16 protein-coding genes and 2 pseudogenes are annotated in these 16,176 nt (G+C 57.2%); 4 read left to right on the top strand and 14 right to left on the bottom strand.

From position 1 onward, the window contains the following. Nucleotides 1–8: 8 nt before the first annotated feature. From J3D54_RS19815 to J3D54_RS19825, 3 genes are all read right to left on the bottom strand, one after another. Entirely contained in the window at nt 9–2,222 is a 2,214-nt protein-coding gene (locus tag J3D54_RS19815; protein WP_253421835.1) for a hypothetical protein, read from the bottom strand. Between the two features lie 41 nt (nt 2,223–2,263). Continuing rightward, nucleotides 2,264–3,502, bottom strand: a complete 1,239-nt coding sequence (wecB, locus tag J3D54_RS19820; protein ID WP_367399652.1) for a non-hydrolyzing UDP-N-acetylglucosamine 2-epimerase — start codon at nt 3,500–3,502, stop codon at nt 2,264–2,266. A gap of 742 nt (nt 3,503–4,244) precedes the next feature. Further along, nucleotides 4,245–5,309: an alpha/beta fold hydrolase gene (locus tag J3D54_RS19825; protein WP_253421839.1), complete on the bottom strand. Its 1,065-nt coding sequence runs from the start codon at nt 5,307–5,309 to the stop codon at nt 4,245–4,247. A 206-nt stretch (nt 5,310–5,515) separates the two neighbouring features. Here J3D54_RS19825 and J3D54_RS19830 point away from each other — a divergent pair, with 206 nt between their 5' ends. After that, a complete protein-coding gene (locus tag J3D54_RS19830) occupies nt 5,516–5,980 on the top strand; it encodes a VOC family protein (protein ID WP_253421840.1) in 465 nt (154 codons plus the stop codon). 75 nt (nt 5,981–6,055) lie between these two features. Further along, nucleotides 6,056–6,325: a hypothetical protein gene (locus J3D54_RS19835; protein ID WP_253421841.1), complete on the top strand. Its 270-nt coding sequence runs from the start codon at nt 6,056–6,058 to the stop codon at nt 6,323–6,325. A gap of 102 nt (nt 6,326–6,427) precedes the next feature. Here J3D54_RS19835 and J3D54_RS19840 read toward each other — a convergent pair whose 3' ends face one another. The 5 genes from J3D54_RS19840 to J3D54_RS19860 all read right to left on the bottom strand — a co-directional run bounded on the left by J3D54_RS19840 (nt 6,428) and on the right by J3D54_RS19860 (nt 10,783). Next, nucleotides 6,428–7,297, bottom strand: coding sequence for an AraC family transcriptional regulator (locus J3D54_RS19840; protein WP_253421842.1), 870 nt, complete (start codon nt 7,295–7,297; stop codon nt 6,428–6,430). A 433-nt stretch (nt 7,298–7,730) separates the two neighbouring features. Beyond that, nucleotides 7,731–8,327 carry a hypothetical protein gene (locus J3D54_RS19845; RefSeq protein WP_253421843.1) on the bottom strand — a complete coding sequence of 199 codons (597 nt, stop codon included), beginning with the start codon at nt 8,325–8,327 and terminating at the stop codon, nt 7,731–7,733. 253 nt (nt 8,328–8,580) lie between these two features. Then, entirely contained in the window at nt 8,581–9,066 is a 486-nt protein-coding gene (locus J3D54_RS19850; protein WP_253421845.1) for a DUF3592 domain-containing protein, read from the bottom strand. A gap of 693 nt (nt 9,067–9,759) precedes the next feature. Then, entirely contained in the window at nt 9,760–10,119 is a 360-nt protein-coding gene (locus tag J3D54_RS19855; RefSeq protein ID WP_253421847.1) for a hypothetical protein, read from the bottom strand. Nucleotides 10,120–10,336: 217 nt separating this feature from the next. Then, on the bottom strand, nt 10,337–10,783 hold the full coding sequence (locus J3D54_RS19860) for a hypothetical protein (RefSeq protein WP_145020947.1): 447 nt from the start codon (nt 10,781–10,783) through the stop codon (nt 10,337–10,339). A 290-nt stretch (nt 10,784–11,073) separates the two neighbouring features. Here J3D54_RS19860 and J3D54_RS19865 point away from each other — a divergent pair, with 290 nt between their 5' ends. Then, nucleotides 11,074–11,637 (top strand): NADAR family protein, encoded by a 564-nt coding sequence (locus tag J3D54_RS19865; RefSeq protein WP_253421851.1) that lies wholly within the window; start codon nt 11,074–11,076, stop codon nt 11,635–11,637. A gap of 67 nt (nt 11,638–11,704) precedes the next feature. Here the strand turns inward: J3D54_RS19865 and J3D54_RS19870 are convergent, their stop codons facing one another. Genes J3D54_RS19870 through J3D54_RS19885 form a run of 4 tightly spaced genes read right to left on the bottom strand, consistent with a single transcriptional unit; the run spans nt 11,705 to nt 14,603 of the window. Then, the gene (locus J3D54_RS19870) at nt 11,705–11,941 is read right to left on the bottom strand and encodes a hypothetical protein (RefSeq protein WP_253421853.1); all 237 of its coding nucleotides are present in this window, start codon (nt 11,939–11,941) and stop codon (nt 11,705–11,707) included. Continuing rightward, the gene (locus tag J3D54_RS19875) at nt 11,938–12,207 is read right to left on the bottom strand and encodes a hypothetical protein (protein ID WP_253421854.1); all 270 of its coding nucleotides are present in this window, start codon (nt 12,205–12,207) and stop codon (nt 11,938–11,940) included. Before J3D54_RS19875 ends, J3D54_RS19870 begins: the two co-directional genes overlap by 4 nt. A gap of 6 nt (nt 12,208–12,213) precedes the next feature. Next, a complete protein-coding gene (locus tag J3D54_RS19880) occupies nt 12,214–13,407 on the bottom strand; it encodes an MFS transporter (protein WP_253421856.1) in 1,194 nt (397 codons plus the stop codon). Beyond that, the gene (locus tag J3D54_RS19885) at nt 13,404–14,603 is read right to left on the bottom strand and encodes a serine hydrolase (RefSeq protein WP_253421858.1); all 1,200 of its coding nucleotides are present in this window, start codon (nt 14,601–14,603) and stop codon (nt 13,404–13,406) included. Before J3D54_RS19885 ends, J3D54_RS19880 begins: the two co-directional genes overlap by 4 nt. A 118-nt stretch (nt 14,604–14,721) precedes the next feature. On the opposite strand from J3D54_RS19885, the gene J3D54_RS19890 reads away from it, so the two are divergent. Then, entirely contained in the window at nt 14,722–15,654 is a 933-nt protein-coding gene (locus J3D54_RS19890; protein ID WP_253421861.1) for a LysR family transcriptional regulator, read from the top strand. On the opposite strand, the pseudogene J3D54_RS19895 reads toward J3D54_RS19890, so the two are convergent. Beyond that, a pseudogene (locus tag J3D54_RS19895) lies at nt 15,624–15,822 on the bottom strand (DUF3363 domain-containing protein); the annotation flags it as partial. The gene J3D54_RS19890 and the pseudogene J3D54_RS19895 overlap by 31 nt on opposite strands. Then, nucleotides 15,821–15,970, bottom strand: a pseudogene (locus J3D54_RS19900) (LysR family transcriptional regulator); the annotation flags it as partial. The pseudogenes J3D54_RS19895 and J3D54_RS19900, both read right to left, overlap by 2 nt. Nucleotides 15,971–16,176 lie beyond the last annotated feature (206 nt).

Genomic DNA, 16,176 nt, shown 5'->3' on the forward strand with positions numbered 1-16,176 from the left:
GGTTACCGTTACTGGCGATTGCGACGGGCGTTACGGCCGGCCAGCAACAGGATGAGGACCAACAGGATGCCACCGGGAATCAGCCACAACAGCGACGGTGTGCGCCAGGCGTCCAGCCCCTTGGGTTCTTCGTGATCGATCAATTGGCTGCCACTGGGATCCTGAGTGTCGAAGGTAGTCAGAGCGCCGTTGTCACTGAGGATGGCGACGTCGCCGCGACTCAGCAGAATCTGCCTGGCGAAGCGGGGCGCGTCTGTACCCAGGGTGCGATAGACCAGGCCGTGCTGGCCGCCGCTCTCCACGGCTTGCAACAAGGCCAGGTGGTTGAGGGGATGCACGTCGAGCAACACCTGATCCTTGTGATTGATGCGCAGGCGGCCCTGCTCGTCGGCCTGCACCGATTCTTTGCCGTCCTTGATCGGCAACTCGAAGGCCAGGAAGGCTTTGTCTGGCGTGACTGAGGCTTTCGGGTCGGCGCTGACATTCAATTGCGCACGCAGCGGCGACACACCGGCGGCGTCAGCCACCGAAATCACCTGCGGCAAGCTGCTTGCCGGGTGTTCGAGGTAGGCCTGCGGCACGAGGATCTGCGCGTTCACGGCAAAGCGTGCAGCCGTGCCGGAGAAGTCATCATCCAGCGCAGTCTTTTCCAACACGATATGGCTGGTCGGCAGCACCGAAACCGGGAAGGCTTGTGGCGTTTCGAGGCAGCGATCACTGACCGGCTGGCGCTGGAACGACACGCGCAGCACGTTGGTCGAGCCCATGGCGTAACGTGGGATCCGCGCTTCAATGCGTTGCTGTTCTCCGTTGGCCACGAGCTGTTGTGCGCCAATCAGATAATCGTTGAGAAACAGCGAGGCCACCGGCGCGGTGTCTGAGGCACCGGGTGCGGCCGAGACATCGATCACCGCCTTCACCGGCAGACGACCGTCGTAGGCCACGCTGCCCAGAGGGAACGAGGTGCTCCAGTCGGATTTGGCCAGCACGTCGATTGCGCCGGGTTTGCCGCCCAGGCGCGACAAGGCCACACGGCCGTCGGCGCTCAATGGCAACTGTGCTTCGCTGACGGTCAATTGGCGGCTGCGTGCCAGTGTGTTCCAGGCCGAGCTGAACAAGGCCAAGGCCTTGCCTGTCGCTTGCGGCGCGATCGTCAGCACCGGGCGGGTACCCAGCAATGCCAGTCGCACATTGTCTGTGCCGGTGGCGGCCAGGCCTGCATTGATATGCCGTACACGCCATTGCGCGAAGGCGCTGGCTGCGGTGGCGTCGAGACCTTGAATCTGACTTTGCAGCGCGTCCAGAGACTCATTGACGGCCTTGAGCAGTTGCGGGTCGTTGATGGCCAGATCCGCCTGGACGTTCGGGGTCTGGCCCAATATCAGCAGCGCGCCGATTTGCGCCGGGTTCTCCAGAACGTGCGGGCCTTTGCCGTTGAGGCTGGCGAACGCTGGAATAGTTTGCAGTTCGGCCGGGATGCGCAGACCGGTCAGGTCAACGCTGTCCTGTACGGCAGGGAAGGGCAGGATGCGGCTGTGCTTGCCGATCCGTTCCAGTGCCACGCCCAGACGCCAGGTGGCGTCGTAGGTTTCGGCGGATAAGGTGCCCGGCGCGACCATGATCCCCGGTTTGCCGGGCAATGCCGTCCAGGCCGCACCAACGTCCTGTAGCTGGCTGGCGTCGTAGCTGTAGTTGAGGCGGGTGCCCGGTTCGATACGCAGTACGTTGCCGATGGCGCGTTCGTCTTCACACAACACGCGGGACACGATCGACGACCAGGCAATACCCAGGCGCACCGAACCGCTGTCACGCGCGGTCTTGTCCACGCCCAGCGTGGCGCTGGCGTCACCTTGAGCTTCGCTGAGCCCTTCGGCGCGCACCGGATAGCCGTCCAGCGACAGCAGCAACGTGTTGCGGCCGCCTTCGCCGTTGAGGTAGCTGGCGTCGAAATTCAGCGTGGCATCGGTCAGTGGTACACCCGCCGGCACGGGTAAATACAATTCGCGCCGGGCATCGGTGGAACCCAGGATGATGGGTGTGTCGATCCCCAGATCGCTCAAGCGGATCTCACGCTCCTGCCGAGTGTCGGCGTTGAGTCGGTTGATCGCCTGGGTGAGCGGGCTGTCCGCGGCCAAGGCGAAGGCCGGCATGAGCGCGAGCAGGCTCACGCCCCAGGCAAGGGCGCTGAGCGCACCCGTATGGATGGCAACGGAAGACTTCATTCAGGTAGATCTCGAGCTGATAAGGGGAGGAGCGGTTCGGTTTAGTGAGAGGTGAAAGCCGGGTAATTTTCCTCGGGCACAGGTACCGCTGTCGGGTAATGCAGGAACTTGGGCAATGACTGCCGAGCGACGACGAACTCATCGACCGGACGCCCCATCAGCGCGTCGACGATGCGCGCACTGGCGCTGCCATCGCCGTATGGGTTGGCCGCCTGGGAGCATCGACGCCACAGCAACTCGTCATCGAACAACGCGTTGACACTCGCGATGATCGAGTCCGGCGAGGTCCCGACCAGGCGCACAGTGCCCGCCGCGACCGCTTCGGGGCGCTCGGTAACGTCACGCATGACCAGCACGGGTTTACCCAGTGAGGGGGCTTCTTCCTGCACGCCACCGGAGTCGGTGAGGATCACGTGTGCCCGTTGCATCAGGTGCACGAAAGCCAGGTAGTCCAGTGGCTTGATCAGGTGCACATTGGGCAGGTCGCCCAACTGCTCGGTGACCGGACCCATGACATTGGGGTTCAAGTGCACCGGATAGACGATCTGGATGTCGGCACGCCGGGCCAAATGGCTCAGGGCCTTGCAGATGTCGAGGAAGCCTTCGCCGAAGTTTTCCCGACGATGCCCGGTGACCAGCAATACCTTGCGGCCAGGTTGCAGGAACGAGAATTGCTCATCCAGGCCTGCGCGCAGGTCAGCGTCCTGTTCGATGCGCTGAGCGGTCATCTGCAAAGCGTCGATCACCGTATTGCCGGTCACGAAAGAGCGTCCCTGCAAACGCTCGTCGAGCAGGTTTTTTTGCGACTCGTGGGTCGGCGCAAACAGCATGTCCGCACCCAGGTCGATGCAGCGACGATTCATTTCTTCCGGCCACGGGCTGTAGATATCACCGGTGCGCAGGCCGGCTTCCACATGGCCGACCGGGATGCGCCGATGGAACGCAGCCAACGCGGCCACCATGGCCGAGGTGGTGTCGCCATGTACCAGCACCCGGTCCGGGTGGGCCATTTCCAGCACGGGATCAATCGCTTCGTATAGCGCCGCGGTCAGCGAATTAAGCGTCTGGTGCGGCGTCATCACATCGAGGGTGAAATCGGCCTTGAGGTCGAACAGATCCAGCACCTGTTTAAGCATGCTTTGATGTTGGCCGGTGATGCATATTTGCGAATGAATGCCAGGTTCCGCAGCGAGGGCTTTGACTAAAGGCGCCATCTTGATGGCTTCAGGACGGGTACCGAAGATCGAAAGGACTTTAAGCCTTGAATGATGGCGGACGATGATGCCTCCCTCGCGCAGTTTTAGTGCGCAACACAAAAGCTGCCCTAAGTTTTATTGGAACTTGAGCCACGCTAGCGTTATTTGAGTTTAGTAAAGGCCGGGATAGTCAACGTGAGCGCTGATGTTCACTTCATGTGAGAGGTACGTCGCCTGGAAACCCGGAAGCTGCCGGATTATTAGCATCAAAGGTGAGCATTTTAAAGCGTTATATGTGGTTTTTTTTATTTAATTAAAAAGTTTGAAACTTTTATATTTGCGCTCGGTCACTTATGGTTTTTAATTATTTTAAGATGTTTTTATTTGAATCTTGTTTTGATTTTATATTATTGATTTATATAGTTATTTTATATTTTTACTCCGTTCGTCGGTGCGTATGAATTATTCATTGATTGTCAGGGTCGCGTGGGTGCTGTTAAGTGTCTGTCTCTCTGGAGAATGGTGGTTGTGGCGGTCACTTAAATGACGCCTGAATATTGTCGTGATGCAGTAGGGTAATAAGTTTCTGTGAAATGGTAAATGACGTATTAATAGGAAGCGGATGTTTGTTAGTGGAGGAAAGCATTCACCAGGGGCCGCAAACACTTTCACGTAGTGGGCAAGCTACAGGTGCCCGGAGGCAAACCGGAGCGGTCAGGGACTTACTTGATTACCCTGACCTCGCCCTGAAAGGCTGCTACAGATCGCATTACAACGTAACTGACGGGCATTGCCTGTTCAGGGGGGCACGGAGCTTGGATTAGCCTCAAAGGTGATCCGCATCAATCACAGCCTTGGCGAACGCCTGCGGATCTTCCTGCGGCAGGTTGTGGCCGATGCCGCCGCTGATCAGCCGGAACTCATATTTACCGGTGAAGCGCTTGGTGTAATCCTCGGGGGCAGGGTGCGGTGCGCCGTTGGCATCGCCCTCAAGGGTGATGGTCGGCACGCTGATGGAAGGCGCCGTGGCCAGTTTCTGCTCGAGCGCCTCGTATCGGGTCTCGCCTTGAACCAGGCCCAGGCGCCAGCGGTAGTTGAACACGGTGATGTCGACATGGTCGGGGTTGGCCAGCGCCTTGGCGCTGCGGTCGAAAGTGGCGTCATCGAACGCCCATTTCGGCGAAGCCAGTTGCCATATCAGCTTGGCAAAGTCGTGGGTGTTTTTCTCGTACCCGGCGCGACCGCGGTCGGTGGCGAAGTAAAACTGATACCACCACTGCAATTCAGCCTTGGGTGGCAACGGGTTCTTGCCAGCCGCCTGATTGCCGATCAGATACCCGCTGACCGAGACCAGCGCCTTGACCCGCTCCGGCCACAGCGCCGAGACGATGTCGGCCGAGCGCGCGCCCCAATCATAACCACCGAGCACGGCTTGTTTGATCTTCAGCGCATCCATGAAGTCGATGACGTCACTGGCCAGCGCAGCCGGTTGGCCATTGCGAACGGTCTTATCGGACAGAAAATGCGTATCGCCATAACCACGCGCATACGGCATCAGCACTCGATAGCCCTTTGCGGCAAGCAACGGGGCGACCTCGTCATAGCTGTGAATGTCGTACGGCCAGCCGTGCAGAAGAATCACCACCGGCCCGTCAGCCGGGCCTGTTTCGGCGTATGCCACGTCCAACAGGCCGGCATTGACATGCTTGAGCGGGCCGAACGGGGAGGGTGTTGCATGAGTGGCGTCAGCATTGATCGCGGTTGGCTGCGCGGCTGCGGTCGTTTGTGCGTGGGCCGCACCGAGAACGCCGAACAGGGTAAACGCGAGGATCGACGAGCCGACCAGGCGGTGGCGGGTTTTGCCGGTTTTGTTCTGCAGTGCCATCTTCATGTGATGTCTCCGTTGCAAGCCGTTGGCCAGGGGCTCTGGCTGATCCCCTCGAAACCTTGCTTGCATTTGAACGCGTCGACGTATCTGGCCTGTGTCGAATTGCAGGCCAGGTGAAAAACCATGTATCAAGAGGCTGGTCAGACACACTGTGATACATAGCAGAGAGATCTCGGTATCAAATCGCATATCTGAAAAAGGTGAGGCCATTGAAATTAAAGTTCAGCCACGTCGATGTGCTCGTCAAAGACCTCGAGGGAGCGTGCAGGTATTACGCCCGTGTCCTCAGCGCCAAAATTTCAAAGACACTTGATTGGCAGCGCGACGGTTTGCATGTGCGCTATGCGATCGTCATGTTCGGAACGGAGCGCCTTATGCTGGTGCAACCGTTCACCGGAAATCTCAAGGCTCTGATGGACGCCAACGGCGAAGGCACAATCTACCGGCACTGTTATTCCACACCGGATATCGAGGCAGCCTACGACGAATTGATCGACGCAGGCGTTCAGCCGGAAAATGAGAACGGCAAGCCGCTGTCTCGCGACAATCTCCAGTCGCCAAGTGGGACGCGCATACTCTGGTTACCAAAACGCTTCGGGCATTTTTCTATTGAGCTGCTTGAAGAGAAAGAGCTGGAGGCATTTATCAAGGATGCATTTGCCGAGGAGAGATGAGGGAAGGCACTCGGTATCACCAGGCTGCGAGTTTATATAATCTCGCGAGATCTCTTGCACACTGAGGACTCCTGAATGCAGTCTGACCAGACTAGGCTACTCGCGCTTGGGCTACTTGAAATCAGGACATTGCTTGCTGATTACCTGGGCAGTGAAGTAGATGCTCCAATGAGCGTCCGCATCGCGGCTCATATGGCGTATGCACTCCACACTGAGGCGGAGGCTGCGTACAGCAACGCTGATTTTCATCTTGGTCACGCAACCATGAAAATCGCTGCGATCGATCAGATTCTTGGTGTCACGGATGCTGCCGCGTTATTGCGCAGGTTTAACGTCAAAGCATAGATATGTTCCGGATAACGTTTATCCCGGATGTCTGCTTTTGGCCGCTGCAACCCTGAGCGGACACTCGTCAATGTCCGTCAGGGGCGAAAGTTGTTTGCTCCGCTATTGCAGCGGAACATACACGTCAGTTTGCCATTGATCCTGCGGCGTCTCGGGATAGACGCTCAGGTAATTGAAGAACAGCGGGTGGTCACGCAGTTCCTCTCCACTGGCAGGAAGCCAATCGCGGTAAATCGGATAGATCGTTTCACCGATGTGATCCGGTGACCCCATGTGTCGAACCACGACGCAGCGACCGCCAGGAATGACGATCTCGCGCACACCGGACTCATTCGGCGCCACAGCCTCGTGAATCTCGCCGCAGATTGCGAAGCGGAATGCTTGTGGAGGTGTCGTATCGGGGTTGCCATAGGGAATGCCGAAGGTGCGACTCGATGCCACCGGCGACTGTCCGCTCTGCATACGCCATTCGATGAACTTGCGCACGCTCTCATTGACGAGCCCGGCGGGTCCGCAGTGTTCAAGCGCTGCTACCCTGATTTCAGCGAATTCCACGATTCGTACTTGCATGATGATAGTCCTGGAAAAGTGAGGGATTGCGAATACCGCATTCCAGACCTGCCAGTTCGGTTCCTTCCTGAACGCACTCGGCGTCATACCGAATGCCCGCCTGAACGCCCTGCAAAATGCCTCGGGGCTTTCAAAGCCGGCACCGAGTGCGGCGTCCAGTATCGAGTGATCCGCTGAGGCGGCCAGGCGATGTGCCGCGCGTCGTAGCCGCATCAGTTGCACATAACGTGAGACCGGCACTCCTGCGAACGCGGTGAACTGTCGATGGAAGTGAAACGCCGAAAAATTCGCCACGTGGCTCAACGTCTTCACCGACAGGTCACCTTCGAGATTGGCATCAATGTAGGTGAGTACGGCGTTGAAGCGTTTGGTGTAAGCGAAGTTGCTCGGCATGTCAGACACTGGGAAAAGGCTCCTGGAGGTACGGTCGGCAATAGAATCGACTATAGCGGCGTGAACGCGCCTAGCCGCGGTTGCTCAAGGTACGTTTTGGGTGGGCCAATGCGATCTCTCCCAAGGCGATGTAAAGGTCGGGGGGTATTCAAGGTGCCCAGTTCTGGCCGGTTGCTGTCTATCGCGAAGGGATGCAATCGACCGATTCTGTTGAAAAAGTCGGTTCTTCCAGACTGCCGCATATTGACCGCAGAAAATGCCTTTTTTGCGCGCTGCTACGCGAAATCCGAGCCCGGAATCCTCTGCTCAATGTAAAGATTTCAATCTCAAACGCGTACTTTTCTACCGTGGAAACCATCGCCGACTTTTTCAACAGAATCGACCCATAGCTGTCCTTCGCCAAGGACAGCAGATGGCCAATCTCCGGGCGAAAGCTCAACGACTAACTTTGGTTTTTACAGACGTTGTAAACCCGATTCTGGTCCATTAATTCAACGCGCTGCCCATATCCTGTCATCATAACGAGCTTTCGTTCAGTGATCCCGGTTGGCTGATAGGACTTTCCCTGGGCATCGATGTGAGGACGGAAGCCGGCGGCTGTCATCTCATCGATCAGCTTTTTTCGTAGGGGGACGTCAATAAGCCCTCTGTTGTTGCCGGTAGTAAGAAATACGGGGCGATCGGCTTTCAATAACCACACCGGCTGCGCGCTTACATCACCGTTGAAAATGTACATGCAGTCGGTTGAGGCACTGGTGAATTCAGCCTGGCGAACGTAATGGCCTTTCTCATACCCGACAAGTGTGAGTAAGCCGGGTTGGACCAGCGCAAGTGTATCTACCGTATCCATGCCTTCCTTTTGAACGCCATACTCAAAATAGGACCATTTCAGAGGGAGCATTCCTGGCGGTAAATGCTCCAAGTGAAGGTCTTGTTTCATACGGGCTAAATCTTCAGGTGATTCATAGGGAACTGTACTGCTGCATGCAGCAATCAGCGCGGCGCAGCTTCCAGCTAGTAGCATGTTTAGGAGGTTCACTGTCACTCTCCGTGTGTCCAAAAATATGTGTCGGCATTGGCCAACTGAATAGGTGGCCGGATGCTATCAGAAAGACGGCAGATTTCATGTTTAGAGCTTTCCATTTTGGCCGTTTTCTTCTCGTTATCACGGGCTACTCCAAGTCTTTGGCTACGCTTCTCAATGACCTTTTGGCCGATTGCTGTCGGTTGTCAAACCGTTGGCAGGGGCGATCAGATCAATGCAATACATGAGCAATAGCCGACTGTACACCTCAGTAGAAGCGATCTTCCTGCTTCATGGCAGAAATGCGGCTTATTGTTCTGAACGAGATGCCAAGAAACAACAATGCCAGCAATACACCGCCAGTCATGATGAAAAAGCCGGGGCGGTAGGTGTGTAGTTCGGTTGTGATACTACTGACTCGCGGGAACCAGCGTGAGTAAAGCAGCGAAATATCCTGACCCACTTCATATTGGGGGCGTTCGGCATAACGCTCGTCCCAGTATTCGCCATCGTGAACTTGGCGGTCGTAATCGACATATTGGTAGTGAATTATTTTGGCCATGTTGGTTCTTGGGATATTTTCCAGCTGCGTCACTGTGCCCGTGACCTCAACCGCGCTAAATTGGATGGTCGCATAGATTGATCCCTGGTGCCGTGCCATAGCGGCCAGTGATAGCAGTACACAGCAAGCAATGGTCAGCAGGATTATTCGGTTGTACAGATGATCTTTTTCTGCTTCGCGTGGATAAAACATCTTACGGTCCTTTGCATGAGGGCATTCAGCAACCGTGTCGGCGACTAAACCGGTTACTTGAGGTACTTCAGCGTTTATGGCTATTTTCGGACATTCCGTCGGCGGGCGAAGACGGCGTGTCCTGGGATCGTTCGGAGAGAGACTGAGCGTGCATGGCACACCGTATATCCAGTTTCATCGCAATCACTGAGTGAGCACTTTTGATCGACTGTTGCCCGTTGTAAGGGCCGCCATCGACTGGAAGTGGACTTTCAAGCTTAGTCATCGCGAATTGGTTTTACGAGCAACAGTTCGTAGGTCAAATCTCCTTCATAAAATGTGGTGCACCATTCTTGAAAGCCCGACCGGGGCTCGCACAATAGACGGACGATGAGTCAGTACTCCGTACTAAAAGTTTCTTTGACGACTGCGATATCTCCAGGCACCGCATCACGAGCATTTATCCAATCAAAATACACAGCCTTCGTAGAATCGACGTGGGTCAGTTTTATGAAGTCGCCTTTGGAAAGTGTCGTAGCTGTCGTTAATGCCTCATACAGGTTCAGATAAGGACCTCGTTCGAGTGACCGCTACTGGCCGATATCTGCCTGTCTCCACGTGCTGCAACCGAACCAGAGGTGTCAGCAACCAGTGTCAGTACGGAAGCCGGGGCTCGCTCCGTATTCTCCACTGAGAACCATCGCCTTCTTCCGACTACCACACCAAGATGGGAAATATATCGCGCCGCGTACTCACGACATAAGACTCCAATCCATTTTTCTCAGGAAAGATTTTCAAGATCATTTTCGTACTGAAGGTGATGGTGAAAACCCCAGAATTATCAATTGAAAAACTTTCTACATCGAGGTTTAGAAAGTCGAAAAGTAAAGGGCTGGTGGCAGAGTCTTCACCATGCCCCCACTTGCATACCCTATTGATATCACAAACGAATGGGCACTGAATTAACACGCTAGCCATATCACCAAAAAGCAGGATCTGCGAACCGATCCCGACAGTTACACCTGTTAGCGCGGAAGGAATCATTTCGGCCAAATCTGAATCATTTATCATCATTCCGTGCTCTTTTCATACAGGTGGTTATCGAAGAATCATAGGCCTGAATCGGCTCTCATTTGATAGGCAGATCATATGTCCATTTGTTAGGGCGGCCACCCAGGCTGACCGTCCGATTCTGGCCGCTCTTGGCCGGTTGCTCGCGGTCGCGAAGGTCTTCAATGGGCCGAACTCGGCCGACCGCATTGAGGGCACCTAGTGATAGAAAGGTTGAGCATCAGATACGGTCAAATTCTTCGATGCCGGTGACCTGCCCGTGAAGTCCAACCACTGTCCGTTTCCATGGCCCAGCACATGCGAATTTAGCCGCAATCTCAAAAATGAAAGAAACGACTTCGCCAGAGGTTGGCCATTCAGTACAAGGTATGGTCATTTCATCCACGAATCTTTGAGTCTCGGACAGAATTGTGGCCGTGACTATAACTGTTGGCTTAGTATGAAATGAAGACTTATCCAATTCCATTTTAGCCGCCCCAAGACAATCAAGAACGCCTAGAGCATCTTCAAAGTAGTCGCCTTGTGGCGCAGACCGGCCACTAAGAACCATCGCGTAAGCAGCGATGGCACGTTTGGCATCATCGCCCAATACTCGTCGTTGGAGTAACGCCAGCTCCGAGAGGCTTTGGCAACCGGACGCAGGACCAAATATTTCGCGTTCATTCATTCTATGAGAATCCATATTTTCTTTTGCGGTGACCGGCAGGTTCTAGCCGTTTTCTGCCTGTCGCCACTGGCAGTTATGGGTCGTTTTCTGCCTGTCGCGAGAGGCAGAAAACGACCCAAAGCTGCCTTTTGTGAGCTGCTAACGGACAGAATAGGTCTAACGTATCGCTGTTTGGTTTACATTCGAGAACCCGAGACTGAATTTGTCAGCCGAAGACCTACCAAGCTTCGTGGTTGCCTTGGCCAGCACTGTAGCTGTAACTTCGATCTTCAGTTAGCGAGGGTATCTCATTGAACGACTCAGAACATCTGAAAGAACTGTGCGCCCGTTTCAACTCAGGAGAACATCTGAGCTTTACGTTTTTCTGGGGGCACCAGCGTAACAAAATTGTCGTCACGGCTTCGTGCTTCAGCCAATGGTTCGAGGCCGGGTTTATTGTCGAGGGTCAACATTACCCGACGGCCGAACACTTCATGATGGCCGAGAAAGCGGCCTTGTTCGACGATCAGGAAATTCGTGCGCAGGTGCTCCGCGCTCCTACTCCTAATGCCGCCAAAGCACTTGGCCGCAACGTGCGCGGATTTAATGATAAGGTTTGGCTGCAACACCGATACGACATCGTCGTTCGAGCGAACCAGGCGAAGTTCTCTCAGAATCCGCAGTTAAACGAATATCTTCTACAAACCGGTTCGCGTGTTATTGTCGAAGCGAGCCCGGTTGATAACATCTGGGGTATAGGGCTCGCACAGGACAACGCGGATGCGAACAATCCAAATCTGTGGAAAGGCTTGAATCTACTGGGATTTGCGCTGATGCAGGTGCGGGACGGGGCCAGTATGCCAGCCCCAATGTAGCGACCTGACCTTACTCGCAAAACGCCGAAGCCTTGGCCAACGCCAGGGCTTCTTGCGTGCGGCCTTATTAAGACAGCGCGTCAATCAACAAAAGCGGAGTCACCGAATTTTCGTCGATACCTTCGAGCGGCTGCTTTTGGCCGACTGCTGCCTGTTGCGAAGGGCAGCAGTCGACCGATTCTGTTGAAAAAGTCGGTTCTTCCAGACTGTCTGCATACTGACCGCTGAAAACACCTTTTTTGCGCGCCGCTACGCGAAATCTGAGCCCGGAATCCTCTGCTAAATGTAAAGATTTCAATCTCAAGCGCGTACTTTTCTGCCATGGAAACCATGGCCGACTTTTTCAACAGAATTGACCCAAAGCAGCCCTCGGGAAAGGCAGTTACGGCCAATGGCGGACATGAAGAACGGCACCTGCGCTGGTGGTGTACGCACGGCATCGGGATGGTGCTGCATCCGATCATTGATCGAGATTGCGGTGACTTCTCGATATGCCGCCGCTCGGCGGCACGGGCGAAATGACGTATCTTCGGCGACGGCGATGAAACACCGCAAATGGCGCAGCGCCATCCAGCTTCATCTCCCCATTGCCGGAAAGCCGCGATGCCTGGCAGACCACACCACGACAAGCGTTGCCAGCAGCAGCAACAGTAGCGCAGGAGAGAACGCGCCGACGCCGAGGCGATCCAGCAACAAGCCGCCGATGATGCCGCCACCTGCGATCGCCATGTTCCAGGCCGTGACCAGCATGGACTGTGCGATATCCGCCGCGTCCCCGGCTGTTTGGGCAATTGCAGTCTGGAACAGGGTCGCGGCACCACCGAAGGCAAGGCCCCAAGCCCCGATCGCCGCATAGACGGCGACAGGTTCATTGCCCATCACGCCCAGCACCAGTGCCGCGAATCCGAACAAGGCCGTGCTGACAAGGGTCAGCGCACGCAGGTGACGGTCAATCAGTACGCCAATGATCCAGATGCCCAGTAACGACGTGACCCCGAACACCAGCAGGACCAGATCCGTCCGTTCCCCCATGCCGGCCGCCGCCAGAAACGGGGCGATGTAGGTATAGAGGATGTTGTGCGCGAGTACGAAGGCCAACACCACGAACAGCACCGGGCGGATACCCGGCAGAGTAAACACATACTTCAGTGACAACCGCTTGCCCATGGTCTGCCCGGAGAAGTCAGGCACCTTGAAGCGCACCCATACCATCAGGATCAGTGCCAACAAGCTCATGATGCCGAAGCACATGCGCCAGCCAACCAGGTTGCCGAGAAAAGTGCCTGCCGGCACACCCAGCGACAGCGCCAGTGGTGTACCCACCATGGCGATCGCGATGGCCCGTCCCTTTTGATGTTCGGGCACCATCCGGGCGGCATAACCAGCCAGCAGCGCCCAGAGCAGCCCAGCCGATACGCCCGCCAGGAGTCGGGCCACCATCGTCAAGGTAAAGCTGGTGGAGAGAGTCGTAAGGGTATTGGCAATGGCAAAGCCCGCGATGGCGGCCAGCAGCAACGGCCTGCGCCGCACTCCCTGGGTCGCTGCCATCAACGGGATGGCGGCGACCAGAGAGCCGATCGCATAGATGGTGACGAGCTGACCCGCGAGCGATTCGGACACCATCAGCCCGGCGCCGATCTGCAGAAGCAGGCCCGCTGGCAGCGCTTCGGTCAGGATCGTGACGAACCCCGCCAAGGCGAGCGCCAGCAATGCTGTGATTGGAAGCTGGGCGGGTCTTCCGGCTTCGCTGCAGCGGTCGCTGGCGTTCATTCGCGTGGCTCCGCAGGGACGGTACCGTAGACCGCATCGCGCAGGTCGGTGACAAAACGCCCGGACATGCCCTCGTACAAGGTGTTGGTGAAAGCCACCACGCTCAGGCCGCGTGCGGGATCGACGAACCATGCGTGGCCGTAGGCACCGCCCCAGCGCCAGGTGCCCGGCGATTCCGGCGACGCGGCGGCCACGGGGTCGCGCAGCACCGAGAAGCCCAGGCCGAAGCCGAATCCTGGCGCATTGGGCAATTCCAGTCCCCCGGTCTGGTCGCTCCCCATTTCCTTCACCAAGGTAGAAGGTAGCAATGGATCGCCGCCCTGGCGCAGCGCTTCCAGCAAGCGCAGGAAATCTCCGGCGCTGCCGACCATGCCGGCACCACCAGACGGGAACGCCTCGGCGTCGAAGACGCGCGCCGGCGCGTAGCGGATTCCAACAGAGCCCTCGAAGGCGGACACGACATCCACGTTGCGCATGCGGCGCGGTGCCGGTGTGCCGTTGACGTAGGCCGCCGCCAGCCGGCTGGCATCGCGCGCGACGAAGGCGGTGTCGTCCATGCCCAGTGGGCCGGTCACCAGCGCCTGCACCGCCTTGTCCAGCGACTGGCCGCAGACCCGCTCGATCACCGCACCAAGCACATCGATAGCCAGCGAATAGCCCCAGGTGGTTCCCGGCGGATACAGCAGCGGCACGCTGGCCAGGCGGCGCAGGTTTTCGGCCAAAGTGATGCCAGACTGGTCCATGCCGTCGGACACGCCGGCCCGGGCGTAGGGGCCGTTGTCGTCGGCCTCGAAGAAACGGTAGCCCAAGCCGGCCGTGTGGCTCAGCAACTGCCGCGCCGTGATCGACGGCATACTGCCATCGGGCAAGCACGGCCGGAAATCCGGCAGCCAGCGCTCGATGCCTTCGTCCAGGGCGAGCCGCCCCTGCGCCACCAGCACCATCGCCGCGATGGAGACGATCGGTTTGCTCACCGACGCCAGCCGAAACAGCGCGTCCTCGTTCATCGCCCGGCCCGCTTCACGGTCGGAGTTGCCGGCGGCGCGACGGTAGATCAGTTCACCGTCCTTGGCGACGAGCACCACCGCGCCGACCAAGCGCTGGTCGGCCAACGCCTGATCAACGACGGTATCGACACGGCCGGGTAAGCGCGCGGGCGGAACGCCGAGGCGCAACGGAGACGGAAGAGTTGGCATGCGGATTTCCTTGGTTCATGGATAACCCCTGAACGATAGGATTTCCGCGATAAAAGAAAAAGCAGGGTAGAGTTCCACGGTATGCGGAAATATTTGTCCGCAATTAGGGGGCAGGAACATGGATAGCCTGAATGGATTCACCGTATTCGTCCAAGTCGCCGAAACGCGCAGTTTCGTAGAGGCCGGCCGTCTGCTGGGGGTATCGGCATCGGCCGTGGGCAAGAGCGTGGCGCGGCTGGAAGCTAGGCTCGGCGCGCGGTTGTTCCACCGCAGCACGCGCAGCATCGCGCTGACCGCCGAGGGTGCTCAATTCTTGGAACGCAGCCGGCGCATCTTGGCCGAGATCGAAGCTGCGGAGCTGGAACTGTCGCATGCCACCACCGCGCCGCGCGGGCGCTTGCGCGTGAGTCTGCCGCTGGTCAGTTCGCTCGTGCTGCCAGTGCTCGGCGATTTCATGCGGCAGTACCCCGAAATCGAACTGGACCTGGACTTCACCGACCGTATGGTCGATGTGATCGAGGAAGGTTTCGATGCCGTCGTGCGCACCGGCGAGCCGGCCGATTCACGGCTGTCGGCGCGGCGGTTGGGCGAGTTCCAGATGATACTGGTGGCCTCGCCCGAATACCTAGAGCAGCGCGGCACGCCGCAGCGGCCCGCCGACCTGGCGGAGCATAGCTGCTTGCACTATCGCTATCCGAACACGGGCAAGCTGGAAGTCTGGCCCCTGCGTATCGCGCCGGATGAGCCGGAATTGCAACTGCCGACCTCGATGATTTGCAACAACATCGAGACGCGCGTTTGCTTCGCGTTGCAGGGACTGGGCATCGCCTGCCTGCCGGATTTCGCCATCCGTGACGCCATCGCCGATGGCCGCTTGCACACCGTGCTGGACCCGTATGTGCAGCGCACTGGCGCCTTCCATGTGCTGTGGCCTTCCGGCCGTCAGGTATCGCCCAAGATCAGGGTGTTCATAGACTTTCTGAGTGAACGGGTGTTTCCCGTCGCTGAAGCGAAGACCCATCAAAAGCCGAAGCGGCACGTCAGCCGATGAATGGCCTTCTCTGTCCACGATACACCACCCTCGCGGACCGTCGCTGCCACCGGCTGTCCAAGCCGCTGTTCGATCACCGGCTTCCACGGCACACTGCACGAGGCTGAATCCCTTGCCGTCATCGAGCATCGCGTAACACCCGCTGGCAAGCATCACTCTGTGCCGGTACCTCGTCAGACTGCACGAACCCGGCATTGAACAGGTCGCTGTTTAGTCCTTTGATCTGCAGCGACAGCGACGTTTCCGACAACCGAATTTCCACTTTCGGCTCTTCCGTTCGGAATTGGGCGAGCAATGCCGAAATTCGCGGCTGAAGGGGCAATTTGTAAAACTCACATAAATCGCGATTTTCCTAAACAACTACCGTAAGGCCACGCTGTCTTCCAAACACTTTGACAGACCGGTTTTGGCCGTTTTCTGCCTGTCACAGTCGGCAGAAAACGACCCATAGTGGTCAACGAGGTGCGAAATCACATGTCATAGACTCAATGTTGCTTCGTACTCTCTTAACTATGCTTTGAT

The organism is Pseudomonas sp. GGS8 (assembly GCF_024168645.1).
Lineage (GTDB): Bacteria > Pseudomonadota > Gammaproteobacteria > Pseudomonadales > Pseudomonadaceae > Aquipseudomonas.

What these genes read in the sequence shown, in the direction of transcription:
- J3D54_RS19815 (WP_253421835.1), bottom strand. Translation starts at nt 2,222, where the DNA reads ATGAAGTCTTCCGTTGCCATCCATACGGGTGCGCTCAGCGCCCTTGCC.
- J3D54_RS19825 (WP_253421839.1), bottom strand. Translation starts at nt 5,309, where the DNA reads ATGAAGATGGCACTGCAGAACAAAACCGGCAAAACCCGCCACCGCCTG.
- J3D54_RS19835 (WP_253421841.1), top strand. Translation starts at nt 6,056, where the DNA reads ATGCAGTCTGACCAGACTAGGCTACTCGCGCTTGGGCTACTTGAAATC.
- J3D54_RS19850 (WP_253421845.1), bottom strand. Translation starts at nt 9,066, where the DNA reads ATGTTTTATCCACGCGAAGCAGAAAAAGATCATCTGTACAACCGAATA.
- J3D54_RS19855 (WP_253421847.1), bottom strand. Translation starts at nt 10,119, where the DNA reads ATGATGATAAATGATTCAGATTTGGCCGAAATGATTCCTTCCGCGCTA.
- J3D54_RS19860 (WP_145020947.1), bottom strand. Translation starts at nt 10,783, where the DNA reads ATGAATGAACGCGAAATATTTGGTCCTGCGTCCGGTTGCCAAAGCCTC.
- J3D54_RS19875 (WP_253421854.1), bottom strand. Translation starts at nt 12,207, where the DNA reads ATGGCGCTGCGCCATTTGCGGTGTTTCATCGCCGTCGCCGAAGATACG.
- J3D54_RS19880 (WP_253421856.1), bottom strand. Translation starts at nt 13,407, where the DNA reads ATGAACGCCAGCGACCGCTGCAGCGAAGCCGGAAGACCCGCCCAGCTT.
- J3D54_RS19885 (WP_253421858.1), bottom strand. Translation starts at nt 14,603, where the DNA reads ATGCCAACTCTTCCGTCTCCGTTGCGCCTCGGCGTTCCGCCCGCGCGC.
- J3D54_RS19890 (WP_253421861.1), top strand. Translation starts at nt 14,722, where the DNA reads ATGGATAGCCTGAATGGATTCACCGTATTCGTCCAAGTCGCCGAAACG.